This window comes from Ensifer sp. 38_S197, assembly GCF_056924495.1.
In genome coordinates, this window is sequence record NZ_JBXOVZ010000002.1 from 2406405 (window position 1) to 2424196 (window position 17792).

Annotated in this window: 13 protein-coding genes; 9 read left to right on the forward strand and 4 right to left on the reverse strand. The window is 61.4% G+C overall.

What is annotated here, in order from left to right; all coding sequences use genetic code 11:
- The first annotated feature begins 10 nt into the window (after positions 1-10).
- The 4 genes from AC1Z3V_RS24835 to scpC all read left to right on the forward strand — a co-directional run bounded on the left by AC1Z3V_RS24835 (position 11) and on the right by scpC (position 4988).
- Positions 11-1681: a nitrite/sulfite reductase gene (locus AC1Z3V_RS24835; RefSeq protein ID WP_483502290.1), complete on the forward strand. Its 1671-nt coding sequence runs from the start codon at positions 11-13 to the stop codon at positions 1679-1681.
- Positions 1682-1697: 16 nt separating this feature from the next.
- Entirely contained in the window at positions 1698-2198 is a 501-nt protein-coding gene (locus tag AC1Z3V_RS24840; RefSeq protein WP_429816924.1) for a DUF934 domain-containing protein, read from the forward strand.
- Positions 2199-2397: 199 nt separating this feature from the next.
- Entirely contained in the window at positions 2398-3210 is an 813-nt protein-coding gene (locus AC1Z3V_RS24845; RefSeq protein WP_173516359.1) for a ferredoxin--NADP reductase, read from the forward strand.
- 257 nt (positions 3211-3467) lie between these two features.
- Positions 3468-4988: a succinyl-CoA:acetate CoA-transferase ScpC gene (scpC, locus tag AC1Z3V_RS24850; RefSeq protein WP_483502292.1), complete on the forward strand. Its 1521-nt coding sequence runs from the start codon at positions 3468-3470 to the stop codon at positions 4986-4988.
- 80 nt (positions 4989-5068) lie between these two features.
- Here the strand turns inward: scpC and AC1Z3V_RS24855 are convergent, their stop codons facing one another.
- Positions 5069-5686, reverse strand: coding sequence for a GntR family transcriptional regulator (locus AC1Z3V_RS24855; RefSeq protein ID WP_483502294.1), 618 nt, complete (start codon positions 5684-5686; stop codon positions 5069-5071).
- Between the two features lie 272 nt (positions 5687-5958).
- Here AC1Z3V_RS24855 and AC1Z3V_RS24860 point away from each other — a divergent pair, with 272 nt between their 5' ends.
- The 5 genes from AC1Z3V_RS24860 to AC1Z3V_RS24880 are packed head-to-tail and all read left to right on the forward strand — an operon-like array spanning position 5959 to position 14476.
- Complete coding sequence (locus AC1Z3V_RS24860; protein WP_483502296.1) at positions 5959-7218, forward strand: ferredoxin reductase family protein; 1260 nt, start codon at positions 5959-5961, stop codon at positions 7216-7218.
- A 44-nt stretch (positions 7219-7262) separates the two neighbouring features.
- Positions 7263-10490 carry a c-type cytochrome gene (locus AC1Z3V_RS24865; protein ID WP_483502297.1) on the forward strand — a complete coding sequence of 1076 codons (3228 nt, stop codon included), beginning with the start codon at positions 7263-7265 and terminating at the stop codon, positions 10488-10490.
- 22 nt (positions 10491-10512) lie between these two features.
- Positions 10513-11403 (forward strand): OmpA family protein, encoded by an 891-nt coding sequence (locus AC1Z3V_RS24870; protein ID WP_483502299.1) that lies wholly within the window; start codon positions 10513-10515, stop codon positions 11401-11403.
- A 2-nt stretch (positions 11404-11405) separates the two neighbouring features.
- Complete coding sequence (locus tag AC1Z3V_RS24875; RefSeq protein WP_483502300.1) at positions 11406-12950, forward strand: caspase family protein; 1545 nt, start codon at positions 11406-11408, stop codon at positions 12948-12950.
- Entirely contained in the window at positions 12947-14476 is a 1530-nt protein-coding gene (locus AC1Z3V_RS24880) for a caspase family protein (RefSeq protein WP_483502302.1), read from the forward strand. The genes AC1Z3V_RS24875 and AC1Z3V_RS24880 overlap by 4 nt, the downstream gene beginning before the upstream one ends.
- Before the next feature lie 84 nt (positions 14477-14560).
- Here the strand turns inward: AC1Z3V_RS24880 and AC1Z3V_RS24885 are convergent, their stop codons facing one another.
- From AC1Z3V_RS24885 to AC1Z3V_RS24895, 3 genes are read right to left on the reverse strand one after another with little or no spacing between them, the layout of a single operon-like run.
- Positions 14561-15337 carry an amino acid ABC transporter ATP-binding protein gene (locus tag AC1Z3V_RS24885; protein ID WP_113537665.1) on the reverse strand — a complete coding sequence of 259 codons (777 nt, stop codon included), beginning with the start codon at positions 15335-15337 and terminating at the stop codon, positions 14561-14563.
- A 17-nt stretch (positions 15338-15354) separates the two neighbouring features.
- On the reverse strand, positions 15355-16512 hold the full coding sequence (locus AC1Z3V_RS24890) for an amino acid ABC transporter permease (protein ID WP_429816944.1): 1158 nt from the start codon (positions 16510-16512) through the stop codon (positions 15355-15357).
- A 4-nt stretch (positions 16513-16516) separates the two neighbouring features.
- Positions 16517-17710, reverse strand: a complete 1194-nt coding sequence (locus AC1Z3V_RS24895; protein WP_483502303.1) for an amino acid ABC transporter permease — start codon at positions 17708-17710, stop codon at positions 16517-16519.
- Between the last annotated feature and the right edge of the window lie 82 nt (positions 17711-17792).

Below are 17792 nucleotides of genomic sequence, written 5' to 3' on the forward strand. Positions count from 1 at the left end.
CCGATACCCAATGTACCGTTACGATGAATTCGACCACGCTTTCGTTTCCTCCCGCGTCGAACAGTTTCGCGATCAGGTCGGGCGCCGCTTGAGCGGCGAGCTTGCCGAAGATGCCTTCAAGCCGCTGCGCCTGATGAACGGTGTCTATCTGCAGTTGCATGCCTACATGCTGCGTGTTGCCATTCCCTACGGCACGTTGTCGAGCCGTCAGATGCGCATGCTCGCCCACATCGCGCGCAAATATGACCGCGGCTATGGTCACTTCACCACGCGGCAGAACATCCAGTACAACTGGCCGCGTCTTTCCGATACGCCGGATATCCTGCAGGAACTAGCAACGGTCGAGATGCATGCGCTGCAGACTTCGGGCAACTGCATTCGCAACGTCACGGCCGATCATTTCGCCGGCGCGGCGGCCGATGAGGTCGCTGATCCAAGGCCTTATGCAGAAATCTTGAGACAATGGTCGAGCGTTCATCCGGAATTCTCGTTCCTCCCGCGCAAGTTCAAGATCGCTGTCACCGGCGCCGAGCGCGACAGAGCCGCGATCCAGGTCCACGATATCGGCCTGCACCTCAAGAAGGACGAGAACGGCCGCATCGGCTTTGCCGTCTATGTCGGCGGTGGCCAGGGCCGCACTCCGATGATCGCCAAGAAGATCCGCGACTTCCTGCCGGAAGAGGATCTGCTGTCCTACACGACGGCGATCATGCGCGTGTACAACCTCCACGGTCGTCGCGACAACAAGTACAAGGCCCGCATCAAGATCCTCGTGCACGAGACCGGCGCCGAGGAACTGGCGCGCCAGGTCGAGGTCGAATTTGCCGCGCTCAAGGACACCGAGCTGAAGCTGCCTGAAACGGACATCCAGGCGATCTCCACCTATTTCGCGCCGCCGGCGCTCGGTAACCGCGCCGAAGGCTGGGAGAGCCTCGCGCGCTGGAAGAAGACCGATGCGGACTTTGCCCGCTGGGTGCAGCAGAACGTGCAACCGCATAAGCATCCGGATTACGGCATGGTGACGATCTCGCTGAAGCCGATCGGTGGCATTCCGGGCGACGCAAGCGACGCGCAGATGGATGCCGTTGCCGATATCGCCGAGGAATATGCCTTTGATGAAATCCGTGTCAGCCACGAGCAGAACCTCATCCTGCCGCATGTGGCCTTGGCCGATCTCGAGCCGGTTTACCGTGCGCTCGTTGCCGCCGGCCTTGCGACCGCCAACGCCGGCCTGATCACGGATATCATTGCCTGTCCGGGGCTGGACTATTGCGCACTCGCCAATGCACGCTCCATTCCGGTGGCGCAGGAGATCTCGAACCGTTTCGGTTCGCCCGAGCGCCAGGCCGAGATCGGCGAACTGAAGATCAAGATCTCCGGCTGCATCAACGCCTGCGGTCATCACCATGTCGGCCATATCGGCCTGCTCGGTGTCGAGAAGAAGGGTGCGGAACTCTATCAGATCACGCTCGGCGGCTCCGGCGATGAGAACACCTCGATCGGCGAGATCATCGGCCGCGGCTTCGAGCCGGAGAAGGTGACCGACGCCGTGGAGACGATCGTCGACACCTATCTGGGACTGCGCCGCGACAAGGACGAGACCTTCCTCGAAGCCTATCGCCGCGTTGGCCCGCAACCCTTCAAGGACGCGCTCTACGGCAGTGCGCAGGAAGCTGCCTGAGGCGCAAGGAACGGATATGACGAAAATCTGGAAGGAAACCGGCTTCGTGGGCGATGATCCCTGGGTCATCGAGACGGAGGAAACGAAGGCGGGCTCGAACGAGAAGGCGATCATTGGCCTCGACGCGTTCCTCGCCAAGGTGGAAACGAGCGACGAAACCGGCCTCGGCGTGGTCATCGCACCGGCAGATGATGTGACGAAGCTGGCGCCCCATCTCGATCGCGTCGCTCTCGTGGCGGTGGCATTCCCGGCCTTCAACGACGGTCGCGCCTTCAGCCACGCGTCGCTGCTGCGCTCGCGTCTCGGCTTCGACGGCGAGGTGAGGGCGGTCGGCGACGTGCTGATCGACCAGATCCCGCTGATGCTGCGCTGTGGTGTCGACAGCTTCGCGGTCAGCAATGCGACGGCGCTCAAGCGCCTTTCGGAAGGACGCCTGCCTGGGATAGCCGTTCACTACCAACCGACGGCAAAGCCCTCGACCGATGCAAAATCCTATAGCTGGCGGCGTGTTTCATGACGCAATGCCAGGAATAATGTGATGCGGTTTTCCGTCTGGCCTCGCGCAAGAATTGGGTCGGATCGGCCGCGACAGTGTGAAGCACGCTGAAATCCCCGAAAGCGACTATATTTGGAAGGGAATTCCTTCCCATCGCGCGTGGCTTGGAATATCCGGTCATTGTTGATAAACAGGGTCATCATTACAGGACTTTAGCCAGATGAATGCTCCGGCAAAAACGGAAGATTTCGCGATCCAGGCACCGGCAGGCGTTTACGTCGAGACGGTGACGAGCGTTGAGCATTATACGGATCGGCTCTTCCGCTTCCGCATGACCCGCCCCGCGGAATTCCGCTTCCGCTCCGGTGAATTCGCGATGATCGGCCTGATGGTTGGCGACAAGCCGATCTATCGCGCCTATTCGATCGCCAGCCCCGCCTGGGATGAAGAGCTGGAGTTCTTCTCGATCAAGGTGCCGGATGGCCCACTGACCTCGCACCTGCAGGCGATCAAGCCGGGTGACAAGGTGCTGATGCGCAAGAAGCCGACCGGCACGCTGGTGCTTGATGCGCTGGTTCCCGGCCGCAGGCTCTATATGTTCTCGACCGGCACCGGCATTGCACCTTTCGCAAGTCTGATCCGCGATCCGGAAACCTATGAGAAATTCGAGGAAGTGATCCTCACCCATACCTGCCGCGACGTCGCCGAACTGAAGTACGGCTTTGATCTCGTCGAGGAAATCCGCAACCACGAGTTCCTGAACGAGATCGTCGGCGACAAGCTGCGCCACTATGCGACGGTGACCCGCGAGGACTATCCGTTCAAAGGCCGCGTCACCGACCTGATGGTCAACGGCAAGTTCTTCTCCGATCTCGGCCTGCCGCCACTCGATCCGGCTGTCGACCGCGGCATGATCTGCGGCTCGACGGCGATGCTGAAGGACACCAAGGAAATCCTCGAGGCAGCCGGGCTGACCGAGGGTGCCAACAACAAGCCGGCCGAATTCGTGATCGAGCGGGCCTTCGTCGGCTGATCCTTTTTTGTGCAGTCTTATCGTTCGAGGGGCGCGCCTGGGGTGCGCCCCTCGTCGTTTGTGGCGACGCGTGGTGGAGTTATGCGTTTGCGGTAGTCCCGCTTTGTCCATTCTGCGTACCGCCCGCCTTCGCCAAGAGCTATCGTGTCGCCGCAAAACTTCATACCGTGTGCGTGCAGCCATGCAAAATAAGCGCACCAAAAACCAAGCCCGCGCTATCCTGATGTGAGCCCCGCGGGCTCTGCAGGGAGTGCCCGATGAGCCGAGATACCCGAACAAGCCTTGAGAGCAGGATTCGCTGCAAGCCGCTGCGTGATCGCATCGTCACGCCGGAGGCTGCCGCCGCGCTCATCAAGGATGGCATGACGATCGGTATGAGCGGCTTTACCAAGGCCGGTGATGCCAAGGCGGTGCCGCTCGCGATGGCCGAACGAGCCGCCACGGAAAAGTTCCGCATCACGCTGTTGACCGGTGCTTCGCTCGGCCACGATATCGACAAGACGCTGACGGAAGCCGGCGTCCTTGCCCGTCGCCTGCCGTTCCAGTCTGATCCGGTGCTCAGGGCCGCGATCAACCGCGGCGAGGTGATGTTCATCGACCAGCATCTCTCGGAAACCGTCGAGCAGCTGCGTTCCGGCCAGATCAGCCCGATCGACTATGCGGTGGTGGAGGCGGTGGCGATCACCGAGGATGGCGGCATCGTGCCATCGACATCGGTCGGCAACTCCGCGAGCTTCGCGATCCTGGCGAAGAAGGTGATCGTCGAGCTCAATCTCAGCCACAGCCCGCAGCTCGAGGGCCTGCACGATGTCTTCATTCCGGCGAAGCGCCCAAGCCGCACGCCAATCCCTGTCGTTGCCTGCGACAGCCGGGCGGGTTCACCCTACATCCCGGTCGATTCTGAAAAGATCGTCGCCATCGTCGTGACGGAGAAACAGGACAGCGCCGCGCGCATCTCGCCGCCGGATGCCGAAACCAAGGCGATTGCCGGCCATCTGATCGGCTTCCTGCAGGAAGAGGTGCGCAAGGGACGTCTCGATATGACGCTCAATCCGCTGCAGGCCGGCATCGGCGTGATCGCCAATTCGGTGCTGAGCGGCCTCGTCGACAGCCCGTTCCATGATCTGCGCATGTATAGCGAGGTGCTTCAGGACAGCACTTTCGAACTTTTCGAGGCAGGGAAACTCAGTTTCGCCTCGGCATCGTCGATGACACTGAGCAGCGCCTGGGCCGACCGGGTGTTCCGCAACATCGGCGCCTACAAGGACAAGCTGGTCCTCAGGCCGCAGGAGGTGAGCAACCATCCGGAGATCATTCGGCGCCTAGGTGTCATAGGCATCAACACGGCGCTCGAATTCGATATCTACGGAAACGTCAACTCTACTCACGTCGGCGGTACGGACATGATGAACGGCATCGGCGGCTCGGGTGATTTCGCGCGCAACGCCTTCCTGTCGATCTTCGTCGCCAAGTCGGTTGCCAAGGGCGGAGCCATTTCATCCGTCGTGCCGATGGTATCCCATGTCGACCACACGGAGCATGATGTCGATATCCTGGTGACCGAGCACGGGCTTGCCGATCTGCGTGGCCTGGCGCCGCGCGAGCGCGCGCCCGTCGTCATCAACAACTGTTGCCATCCGGCCTATCGTGAATTGCTCTCCGACTACTTCGAGCGTGCCGCCGCGACCCGTGGTGGCCAGACGCCTCATATCCTTGAAGAGGCTTTCGATTGGCATGTGCGCCGCCTGAAGACCGGAAGCATGATGCCAACGGCGTGATACATCAAGGCTTGCGAGCGAAGAAATCATTGTCAAAGCAAATGGTTGTGGTGATTTCTTCGCACGTGTGCGACCGGTCCTCAGGCGTCTGACAGATAGTTCATCAATTCCGTCATGGCCGCAGATGCAGTTGGAGCATCCCCCCTTTCGATCGCATCGATCACGGTGACGTGGCGGCGGACCGACCCAGCCATCTTTTCCGGAGAGGAGGACGCAAACCAGATGCGGCGCGCATGGGTCTGCAAAGGTGCCAGCGCCGCAGTCAGGAAGCGGTTGGGACAGGCCTCTTCCATCAGTTCGTCAAAGACCTTGTCGGCCACGAGGAAACCCTCCATGTCGCCTGCGTCGAGGCAGGCGGCCATCTCCACGCCGCAGGCTTTCATCGCGCTTCGGTCATCAGCATTCGCGTGTGTCGCGACCAGAGCTGCCGCAAGCGGCTCCAGCTTCTGCCGGGCCTGCATGACATGGACCTGGTCGTCAGGACGGATCGTGGTGATCTGCAGGCCGACGCGCGGCCGCACATCCATCAGGCCCTGCCAGGCGAGCTTCTGGATCGCTTCGCGAACCGGCGTTCGGCCAAGCCCCGCGAGCTCGATCAGCCGTTTCTCGGTGACCAGGGCGCCGGGCTCGAGCTTCAGTGTCACGATGAGCTGTTCGAGCGCGAGGTAGGCGAGGTGCGCTTGGGATTGCAGTGACATGCCGTTCCTTTGCTTCTGATATATCAGGAGCTTGCACAATTTCTCATAGGGAGGCAAGCAAGGCGATCGTCGCATCCGAGTATCGCCTTTCAAGCTGATGCGAGCCTTGAGGAAGGTAAATGAGCAAGCGCTCAAAAATCACGAATTTCAAAGGCATGAATAAAGGAAGCTCATCAGCCGTTTCCAGCGGGAATGATGTTGACGAACGGTAAGGGGCTTGTCAGTCTTCCCCTTGGCAACAACCGTCTGACGTCGGCGTTGAGGGGCGCAGGATGCAAGTGGGCGCGTTTCTGGTCTGGTCGCTGATGGTGTTTGCGGGGCTGCTGGCCGTGCCCGTGGTCAGCCACACCAACGCATTGACGACATTCTCCCTGATGGCCTCGTCCGCCGCTTTCGTCGGTATGGCGATCGCGCAATTCATGGCCGCGCGCCCGCCATTCGTCGAAGCCTTGTTCGGCGGTCTCGACCGCGTTTATCACTTCCACCGCAGGATCGGCATCTCCGTGCTGATCTTGATCCTCGTCCATTATTTTCTAAAGCCCGATTTCAAGGGGCTTGCACTGACGAGCGGCCTGAACCACCTAGCCGCCTCGGCCGGGAAATATGCCTTCTATGGTTTCGTCGTCCTGCTGGTTCTCAGCATCGTCAAGGTCATCCCGAGGACAAAGATGGAGATTCCGTACCACCTCTGGCGATACACGCACCGCCTGATCGGTCTGCTCTTTGTTCTCGTCGCTTTCCACCAGATGTTTATCAAGCGCCCCTATGACGGCACCGCGATGCTCGCGGTCTATCTGAACGTTTTTGCCGCTCTCGGCATTCTGAGCTACGCCTATACCCAGCTTCTGCCTTGGCTCAGAACGCGTGGCTACGAAGTTTTTGATGTCGCCAGGGAGGACGGCGCGACCGTGATCGCGGCGCGGCCACTCGGGCGTCGCCTCCGCGCGAAGCCGGGGCAATTCGGGTTTCTGCGCGTGATGAAGCCGGGCCTTCGGGAGCCGCACCCGTTTACAATCGCCGGCATCGAGGCTGACGGCATCGTCCGCTTCGCGATCAAGCCGCTCGGGGACTATACGCAAGCGCTCCGTGCCAATATCGCGGCCGGTGATCGGCTGAAGCTCGAAGGCGGCTACGGCCGCTTCAATCATCGTCGTGGCGGCAAGAAGCAGATCTGGCTTGCCGGCGGCATCGGCGTTACGCCGTTCCTGGCGATGGCGCGGCACCTGAAGGGCGACGAAGGGCAGCAGATCCATATGGTCTATTGCGTGCGCGACCGACGCGAGGCGATCGGCCTGGAAACCTTCGAGGCGCAGGCGCGCACGCTCGGAAACTTCAGTTTCGTCCTGCACGACTCCTCTGCGGATGGACGCCTGGACGCGGCCAAGCTGGCAACCGGAAGCATGATCGATCCGTCGGAGGCCGACCTGTGGTTCTGCGGTCCGCCGCCGTTGAGAGAAGCAATCGTCAAAGGCTTGAAGGAACTCGGCAAGAAACCGAGGCGAATCGAGTTCGAGCGGTTTCAGTTTCGATAAGCAGCAGATTTTACGAGCCATTTGTTGATTGAGGAGAGGGTTTCATGCGCGGTCTGCGGAGAAGGCTGGAGAGCGTCTCGCGAAGAGCCGGCCCCGGCACGCGATCATTGGCCTTGTCGGCGGCGGTACTGCTTGCCATCTCGCTTTGTCCCGCCCTTGCAGAAGCACGCGATGCCTTCGCCGATGACGCGTTTTCGACCTACAAGGCGAACGTGGAAAACGGCCAGTACATGTTCAACGCCGCGGGCTGTGGCGCCTGTCACGGATCCGGCGACAATCTGGAACTGCTTTCGGGCGGCATGGAGATGAACACCGCGATCGGCACCTTCTATGCGCCGAACATTTCTCCGCACGCCAACGGTATCGGCGGGTGGACAAACGCACAGTTCCTGAACGCGGTGCTGGTCGGCCTCGATCGGGAGGGAAACAACCTCTACCCGGTCATGCCCTACACGTCCTATGGCGGGATGAAGCCGGAGGATGCGCTCGACATCAAGGCCTATATCGAAACACTGCCGCAGTCGGACGCCGCCTCGAAGGAACACGAGATCGCCTTCCCCTTCAGTCGCCAGACGACAATCACGCTCTGGAAGCGCAGCCACTTCACCGTGCCGGGCTATCAGCCGCGGGAAGAGACGCAAGCCGAGCGCGGTCGTTACCTCGTCGAGAATGTCGGCGCTTGCGGCGACTGCCATACGCCGCGCACGACCACCTATGGCCTCGATCTGGAGCGTGCCTACCAGGGTGAAAAGGATCTGACGGGCGCGGTTGCGCCTGACATCAGCAAGGCGAAGATGGCGGGCCTTGCTTCACCCGAGGTCTTCACCAAGGGCCTGATCGACGAAGGCAAGAAACTTTCAGGCGCGCCAGTCAGCGATCCCGTCATGCGGCGCATCGCCAAGGGCCTGAGAGTTTTGACGGAGGACGACCGGCGGGCGATCTACGCCTTTCTTTCCGACCGCGAAGTGAAGGCGCCGGCGCCGGTGGCGCAATCTGTGACCGCCGTCTGCAAGGAAAGCACGGCAGCGGAAGCGCTCGGCGGCGACAATGCGGCGCTGGCGCAGCAGGCGGATGCCTTCATCGGCAAGTATTGCCGCAACTGTCACGGACCGGGCGAAAGTTCGCAGGGAAGCTACCCGGCCGGCGATCTCGCCTCGATCGCCGCCGATGCCAATTTCGTGACGCCGGGCGACGCATCGAAGTCGCGTCTCTATTCGACTGTCGTCAGCGGCCGCATGCCGCTCGGCAAACGGCCCTCGGCCGAAGAGATCAAGGTGCTGGAGGACTGGATCAACGCGCTGAGCGAGAAAAGCCTGCCGCAAACCGCAGCGACGAAGCCCGAGCGCGCGCGCCCGATGTTGACCTACGGGCAGTTCGTCGAGGCGGCGCTGAAGGACATAGGGACTGTCAGCGAACGCGATCGTCCGTTCATGCGCTATTTCTCCTATCGCGACCAATATAACGGCATGATGGGCTGCGAGGACGACCAGACCTTCATGAAGCGCATGGACGTGCTCGCGGGCGGCTTCAAGAAACTGCTGAATTCGCTCTCCTATGGACCGAAACTGGTACTGCCGAAGGAGGTCGACGGCACCAACGGGCTGCTGGTGCGCGTCGATCTGCGCGAGTTGCAATGGGAGGCCACGGACTATGACTTCCTGATCAAACGCTATTTCTATGGCATCGATCCGCAGAGCGACCCGTCACTGGCGGCGCTTTCCAGGGAGACGGCCACGCAACTGCCGATCATGCGGATCGACTGGTTCATGAGCAATGGCGCCAGGCCGGAGATCTACAATCGGCTGATGAGGCTGCCGACCCAGATTAGCGAGCTCGAGGCGCGCTTCAAGATCGATGTCGCCGCCAACATCCGCCGACGAGACGTCCTGCGCGCGGGCTTCGCCGATGGCTCTTCCGGCGTATCCGACCATAACCGCATGCTGGAGCGGCACGACATGCCCTTCGGCGGTTATTACTGGAAATCCTACGATTTCGGCGGCGACGTCGGCAAGCAGGTGCTGAAGCGGTTCCCGCACGGGCCGAAGGAACTCGCCCCGCTCGATGCGGGTCTGGTGCCGTTCGAACATGATGGGGGCGAGATGATCTTTTCGCTCCCGAACGGGTTGCAGGGGTACTACTTATCCACGGCGGCGGGCAAACAGCTTGATGTTGGCCCGACGACGATCGTCTCGTTCCGCAAGCGTCCGATCGGCAAGGGCGTCGAGATCATCAATGCGCGTTCCTGCGTCGATTGCCATGCCGACGGCATTCTGTCGAAGCGCGATCAGTTGCGGGAGCATATCGAGACATCGACGCTTTTCAGCAAGGATCAGCAGGACGTGCTGCTCGCCATGTATGTGAAGCAGGAGGAACTGGACGAGGCCTATCGCAAGGATCGCGAGCGCTTCGTCGCCGCCCTCAAGGCGCTCGGCGTCACCGAGCCGACGCCCGATGGCGGTCTGCAGAGCAGGCATGCGCCGGGCGATGCGGAGATCATCACCTACTTCGCGGACAAATACGAAGACGAGCTCGACTTTGACGGTTTGGCGGCAGAGTTCGACATGACGCCGAAGCAATTCTCCGACGCCATCAAGCGCGTGACGAACACCGATGTCCTGCGCCTGGGGCTCGACTGGGTGACGACCCTGGAAGCCGGCGGAACGATTCCGCGCAATGAGGTCGAACAGCAATATGCCTTGCTGCTGGAACCTTTGCTCCAGCGCCGTCCCCTGGACACTGCGGCAATCGTCGTTGCCGGTGCCGATCAGCCGTCGGATGCGAGGCCACAATCGATCGCGGTCGCGGTGCCCAATTATCGCAAGGAGAAAGCGGAAGCTGGCGACAGGCTCGCACTCGCACTGAACGTGAAGTCGACGACGGCGAAGGTCGGCGATCAGCTTTCCTTCGAGCTCAGTGCCAATCAGGCCTGCGAGCTGCAGATCCTCTATGTCGAGGAGAACGGCAATGTAGAGGTCATCCCGGATGTGATGATTGGCAACACGACGCTGCAGCCGGGCGAACGGCGCCTGATCCCGCAGCCTGGGACAGGCACACTGACCTTCGACACGCCGGCACCATCCGAGTCGATGTTGGCTTTCTGCCGTGTCGGCGGGCTTGGCGATCAGAGGCTCACCGTGGAGAAGGCGCGCGACTACGTGGCGACGTCGCGGTTGCCGCCGACGAGGGGGCTGGCGATCAATCTAGCCAAGCAGGCCCAGGGCGATGCCGGAGCCAGCAGCGTTCAGATGGTGACGTTCGAGATCAAGGATTGACGGGCGAACCATGGCAGCGGTGATGACATCCCTCATTCTCGCGTCGGCACTGGCGCTGCCTTTCGCCTTGCCGGCGGCGGCCTGCGATGGCCTTCGCCAGGCGTCCGAGGCGCTGAACCGCGGCGACGAGGCGGCTACGCGTGCAGCGGTCGATCCCGAGCGCTTCGCGGGATGTTCGGCGACTGAGATCGCGCTGACGCGTCGGGTCGCGGCACTGGCGACCTTCAACCGTGTCGCGGCCGCCGTGAGCCAGGGCGCCAAGCTCGAAAGCTTCGAAGGCGACCTGACGACTGCGAGCAGGGACGCCGGTGGCCCCTGGCAGATCCTCGATGCTCTCGGTGACATCAACCGGGAGCGCCGGGACTATGAGGCGGCGGCGACCTATTATCAACAGGCGCTGGAAGATACGGCGAACGAAGAGCTGACACCTGATTGGATGGCGCCGAACAAGGACTACATCCTACGGCTGGACAGGCTGGCCTCGGAGATGCGGCTTGCGGCAGCCAAGCCCGTCAAGCTCGCGGCGCGCGGCGCCTGCAAGTTCTCCTACCGCGGCATATCGATCAGGAAGAAGGCCACGCCGGTGCGCTACGTCTTCGGCACCGCCGAGTTCACGCCCGAGGGATTGCAGTCGGCAAAGGATCTTTTCGAATGCCTGAAATCGGCGAAGCCGCCGACAATCACGCTGATTGGTCATACCGATCCGGTTGGCACGACAGAGGCGAACAAGGCGCTGTCGATCGCGCGCGCCGAGGCATTGGCGAAGTACCTCGTCGATGCCGGCTATCCGGGCACCTGGACAGTCGTCGGCAGGGGTGAGGAAGAGCCGTTCAAACCGGACGATCCGAGCGCCTATGACGAGATGATGCTGCACCAGCTCGATAGGCGGGTAGAAGTGGATGTGGGGAACTAGCGGTGCTGCACAGGATCCTGCTTTCGACGGCTCTCTTGCTCCTGCCGGTAGCTCCCGTCCTCGCCGCCACGTCGGCGCTTGTCGTCGGGATAGATGCCTATCCCCATGAAGTGAGCCTCGACGGCGCGGTCAAGGATGCACGCGATGTCGCGCAGGCGTTAAAGGCGGCCAATGTAGGCACGATACGGCAGTTCATCAACGAGCAGGCGACGAAGGACGCCATTCGCTCCGCCTGGAGCGAACTGGTCGCCGGCGCAGCCCGCGGCGATACGATCGTCTTCACCTATGCCGGCCATGGTGCGCAGATGCCGGAATTGGTCGCCGGCAGCGAGGAAGACGGCCTCGACGAGTTCCTGGAACTCCCAGGCTTCGACAGAAGCCGTGCGGAGGAAACGGGCAAGGAGATCATCGTCGACAACGAACTGAACGCCTGGTTCGCGGAAGCGGAGGCCAAGGCCATTCAGGTTCTGTTCGTTTCCGACAGCTGCTTTTCCGGTGGCATGAACCGATCCATATCCGGCAAGACGCGGCTTGCGCCGATCGTGCGAGCGAAGGTACCTCCGCCGTCCGAGGCGGCGCTCAAGGGCGCTAAGGTGAAGGAGGCGGAACTGTCCCGCGTGACGATCCTCGCCGCGTCGCTGGAAAGTCAGCCGACGCCGGAAGTGGTGATCGGCGGAGAGCCGCGCGGGGCGCTGAGCTGGAGCTTTGCTCGGGCCCTCGAAGGCGCTGCCGATCGCGACGGCGATGGCCGGATCTCGCGCATCGAACTCGAGGACTACGTCTTCTCCAACGTCAAGCTTCAGTCGGAAGCCCTGCAGGTGCCGAACTTTACGCCGCAGTTGCCGCGCTCCGACAAGGAGATTGTTCTGTCGCTGCCGCGCAGTGCGACGATTGATACGACCGCGACCGGCGCGGCCAGGACGAGGCTGAAATCACCGCGTGACATGGGTTGGACGGGGAAATTGGCACTGCGCGTCACTGGTGCGGCGCCGCCGCTCAACAATCTGGGCGGCAATGGCGTGCCCTACCGTTGGGATGCGGCAACCGGCGAGTTCTATACGCCGAACGGCGATGTCGCCGGCGAGCATATCGCACCGGAGATGCTCCAGGGCGCCGTCGACAAGTTTATCCTGGTCGACTTCCTGAAGACCTTGGCGGCGCAGAGTCCTGGCAGCGTATCGCTGACACCGCTCAAGGACATCTATGCAGCAGGGGACCGTCTCAATTTTAAGGCGACGCAGGGCGACTACGCCAACATGCTGGTTTTCAATCTGGCGAATACCGGTGAAGCGCAGCTTCTCGATGCGCAGATCGCCGGCAGCGGCAGCCATGCATTTCAGCTTCAGGGCCTGGAGGTGGTGAAACCCTTCGGCGCCGATCATCTGGTCGTCATTTCGACCAATGCGCCGATCGACGCCATTGCGGCCGCCTTCTCCAACTCCAAGCTCGATGCCGCAGCGCTTCTGCGCCTTCTTGAGACGCGACTGGAAGGCAGCGACAGCACGGTCGCCATCCAGCCGCTTTACACGAGGGAGCGGGGCCAATGAGCACGCATGGCAAGTCATGGCGTGCGGTGCTTGCTGTGGTGACATGTCTCGCCTTGCACGCGGCTCCGGCCACGGCCGGCGACCGGGCCTTGCTCATTGGTGTCGGAAGCTATCCGAGCCTGCCGCCGCAGTTCGCGCTTCAAGGTCCGAAGAACGATCTCGTGGCAATGCAGGGCCTGCTGACGGGCAGGCTCGGTTTCGACGCGTCCTCGATCCGTGTTTTGAAGGACGAACAGGCGACGCGAGCGGAGATACTCTCATCGATGAACTCGTGGCTCGTCGATGCAACCGAGCCCGGCGATCGCGTCTACATCTATTTTTCCGGCCACGGCCTTCAGGTGAAGGATGCGGATGGTGACGAGGCGGATGGACTGGACGAGGCGCTGGCGCCTGTCGATATCATGTCCGGCGAAACCGATTGGCAAGGCGCGATCCTCGACGACGAGATCAACCAGGTCCTGGAGCAGTTGCAGGGACGGGCGGTGACGATGGTGATCGACGCTTGCCATTCCGGCCCGATCTCTCGCACGCTCTCCGACGATATAGCCGCGAGCATCGAGGGTGCCCGTTTCCTGCCGCGCCCTCATGCCAAGCCGGTTGAGCAGGCATTGACGCGCGGCCTCAGGATCGATCTTGCCGTCGTCGACAAGCCGAAGCTCGCGGAAGCGGGCGTGACCGTCTGGAGCGCGGCTGCGCCATACCAGGTCGCCTGGGACGATGTGCGGCTACCTGCTGAGGGTCGCCACGGCGTGTTCACGGCCGCGTTCATTGCTGGCCAGACCGGAAATGCCGCCGATGCGAACGGCAACGGCTTGACGAGCAACGCCGAGCTTCTCGAGTTCGTAAAGGCGCAATCGACCGCTTACTGTGCATCGCAGGACAAATGCGGCAATCTCGACCCGCAGTTGGAAAGCAAGGCGCAGGCTCTTGGTGAGAGCGCAGTCGTGACCGAAAAGCTGGATGCAAGTGGCAACGGGCAGGGGGCTTATCTGCAAGCTGGCACTCCGAACCTAGCCCACCCCACCCATCAAGACGCCAATGCCGTCAACGCCGTCAGCGACGTCATCGGCAAGACAGAGACCGGAGATGTCAGGATTGCCATAGACCGACCGACAACCATGAAGGCTGGCGACGTTTTCAAGCTGACGGTAACCAGCCGCATCAGCGGCGACCTGCTGCTCTTCGACGTGAACAGCCAGGGCAAGGCGACGCAGATCTTTCCGAATGAGTTCGCGCAGAAGATCACGCCGCTTGCGCCAGACGTGCCGCTGGCATTGCCGGATGAATACTACGGCTTTGATTTCGAAGCTTCGGGCTTGGGCGAAAACGTCCTCGTCGCATTTGTGGTCAGCGATGCCGTCGATTTGAGCGGCATTGCGCCGAAAGCCCGTGGGCTGAAGATCGAGCTGAACGCCCGGGAGGCGCTTGGCGACATCGTTGGGCGATTGCAGAAGACCTGGACCGATGATCTCGACAGGCGCGGTATTCGCTGGTCCGTCGGCACGTTGCGCTATCGCGTGGAATAGGACGACGATCCGATCGCTGAAAATGAAAACGCCCGCCTCATCGAGGCGGGCGTTTCTCTCGGACGGTTCTCCGTCCGGAATTGGTTAGTGCAGGATCTGGCTGAGGAACAGCTTGGTGCGCTCGTGCTGCGGATTGTCGAAGAACTCGGCCGGCGAGTTCTGCTCGACGATCTGGCCCTGGTCCATGAAGATCACGCGGTTGGCGACCTGGCGGGCGAAGCCCATTTCGTGGGTCACGCACAGCATGGTCATGCCTTCTTCGGCGAGGCTCACCATGGTGTCGAGCACTTCCTTGACCATTTCCGGATCGAGTGCCGAGGTCGGCTCATCGAACAGCAGGATCTTCGGCTTCATGCACAGCGAGCGGGCGATCGCCACACGCTGCTGCTGACCGCCGGAGAGCTGGCCCGGATATTTGTTGGCCTGTTCCGGAATCTTGACGCGCTTCAGGAAGTGCATCGCGATTTCTTCCGCCTGCTTCTTCGGCATCTTGCGGACCCAGATCGGTGCAAGCGTGCAGTTTTCCAGGATCGTCAGGTGCGGGAAGAGGTTGAAGTGCTGGAACACCATGCCGACTTCGCGGCGCACTTCATCGATCTTCTTCAGGTCGTTGGTGAGCTCGATGCCGTCGACGACGATCTTGCCCTTCTGGTGTTCTTCCAGCCGGTTGATGCAGCGGATCATCGTCGATTTGCCGGAGCCTGACGGGCCGGCGATGACGATGCGCTCGCCCTTCATAACCTTTAGGTTGATGTCACGAAGGACGTGGAAGTCCCCGTACCATTTGTTCATTCCGGTGATTTCGACTGCAACATCCGTTGCAGATACAGTCATTTTGGAAGCAGTGGCGGTATTTGCCATGCGATCCTCCCCTCATTTTATCGTTTATGGGCCGTGTCGAGCACGCGTTCCATGAAGCCTGAATAGCGCGACATACCGAAGCAGAAAAGCCAGAATATGAAGCCAGCGAAAATTAGACCCGAGATCGGCGTGACCGAGGAGGCCCAGTTTGCATCGGTGAAGTTGAAGCGAACGATGCCGAGCAGATCGAACATGCCGATGATCGAGACCAGCGACGTATCCTTGAAGAGGCCGATGAAGGTGTTCACGATACCCGGGATCACCAGCTTCAGCGCCTGCGGCAGCACGATCAGGTTCATCTTCTGCCAATAGCTGAGGCCAAGGGAATCGGCCCCTTCATATTGTCCCTTGGGAATGGCCTGCAGGCCGCCGCGCACCACCTCAGCCATATAGGCGGAGGCGAAGAGCGAGACACCGATCAGCGCGCGCAGGAACTTGTCGAAGGTGACGCCCTGCGGCAGGAACAAGGGCAGCATGACGCTGGCCATGAACAGCACCGTGATCAACGGAATACCGCGCACCAGTTCGATGAAGGCGGTGCAAAGCATCTTGATCACCGGCATATGTGATCGTCGGCCGAGGGCCAGGAGAATGCCGAAAGGCAGCGACACCGCGATGCCGACGAAAGAGAGAATGAGCGTCACCATCAGGCCGCCCCAAAGCGGCGTTTCGACGAAGGTCAGCCCAAACCAGCCGCCCGGAAGCAGGATCAGGGAAACGACCGGCAGCACCGCAAACAGCAAAATGGCGTTGATGCTCTTGTAAGGGAGCTTCGGCATCAACATCGGCACGAGGAAAACTATGAAGAGGATGCCGACAAGGGTCGGCCTCCAGCGTTCGTCGAGCGGGTAGCGCCCGTAGACGAACTGATCGAGCTTCGCATTGACGAAAGCCCAGCACGCGCCGCTCCAGCCTTCCGGCTGCGAGCCGCCCTGTGCAACCGTGGCGCAGACACCACGCCCGCCTCCGGTCCAAGCGGCGTCAAGGAAGAGCCATTGGATCGCCGGCGGCAGGAGCCACGCGAGCGCAAGCGCGGCGATGATGGTGAGCACCATGTCCTTCGGCGTGGCGAAGAGGTTTTGGCGCAGCCAGTGGACGATGCCGCCTTCTGCGATCGGCGGAGCCGAAGCTTCGATCATCGAAGCCCGGACGAAAGTTGCCTGGTGTGTGCTCATTGTCTTATCTCTCCACCAGGGCCATGCGGGCGTTGAACCAGTTCATGAACAGCGATGTCGCCAGGCTCAGTGACAGGTAGACGACGATCCAGATCGTGACGATCTCGATCGACTGACCTGTCTGGTTGAGGATCGTCCCGCCGACGGCGACGAGATCCGCATAACCGATCGCGACGGCGAGCGACGAGTTCTTGGTGAGGTTCAGGTACTGGCTGGTAAGCGGCGGAATGATGATCCTCAGCGCCTGCGGAACGACAACGAGGCGCGTCGTCAGGCGAGGTCGGATTCCCAGCGCGTGCGCGGCCTCGGTCTGTCCCTTGGAAACGCCACGAATACCGGCGCGCACGATCTCCGCGATGAAGGCCGCGGTATAGAACGAGAGCGCCAGATACAGCGACAGGAACTCCGGTCCAATGACCGAACCGCCGGTGAGGTTGAACTTTCCGGCAATCGGGACGTCGAAGGTGATCGGCGATCCGCTCGCAAGGAATGTCAGCAGCGGCAGGCCGACGAGGAGACCGACGACGGTCCATAGAAGCGGGAAGCGCTGTCCGGTGGCTTCCTGCTTCTTGTGCGCGTAACGCGCCACCGCGAAGCTTGCGACGATCGCGACGACGAAGGCGAAGAGCGTGAATTGCCAGCCATCACCGAGGATCGGCCTCGGAAAGGCCAGACCGCGATTGTTCAGGAACATGTTGAGCGGCAGCGCCGCCGATTCGCGCGGCTGAGGCAGGATCGCCAGGACGCCGCTGTACCAGAAGAAGATGACGAGCAGCGGCGGGATATTCCGGAACACTTCGACATAGGTGAGCGACAACTTGGCGATCAGCCAGTTGTGCGACAATCGGCCGATGCCGACCGTAAAGCCGATGATGGTGGCCGTGACGATACCGCAGATCGCCACGAGCAGCGTATTGAACAGGCCGACGAACAGCGCGCGCTGATAGGTTGAATTGCTGGTATAGGCGATCAGCGATTGTCCGACGTCGAAGCCGGCGCGCCCCTTCAGGAAGGCATAGCCGGAGGCGATGTTCGCCCGTTTGAGGTTCTCGATCGTATTGTCGGCCACCCAATAGACGAAGGCCGCGAGAACGACGAGAGTGAGTACCTGATAAAAGATGCCACGGACCTGCGGGTCGTTGATGATCGACCCGGACGTTTTGCTTTTCTCAGGCGTAGTTGTGACGCCAATCGCCATACAATGCCTCTTTCCCCTTTTCACCCTTTTGGGTGTTCTTATCGTTGGGATGGGGAAGCGGTTGTCCGCTTCCCCAGTCGTG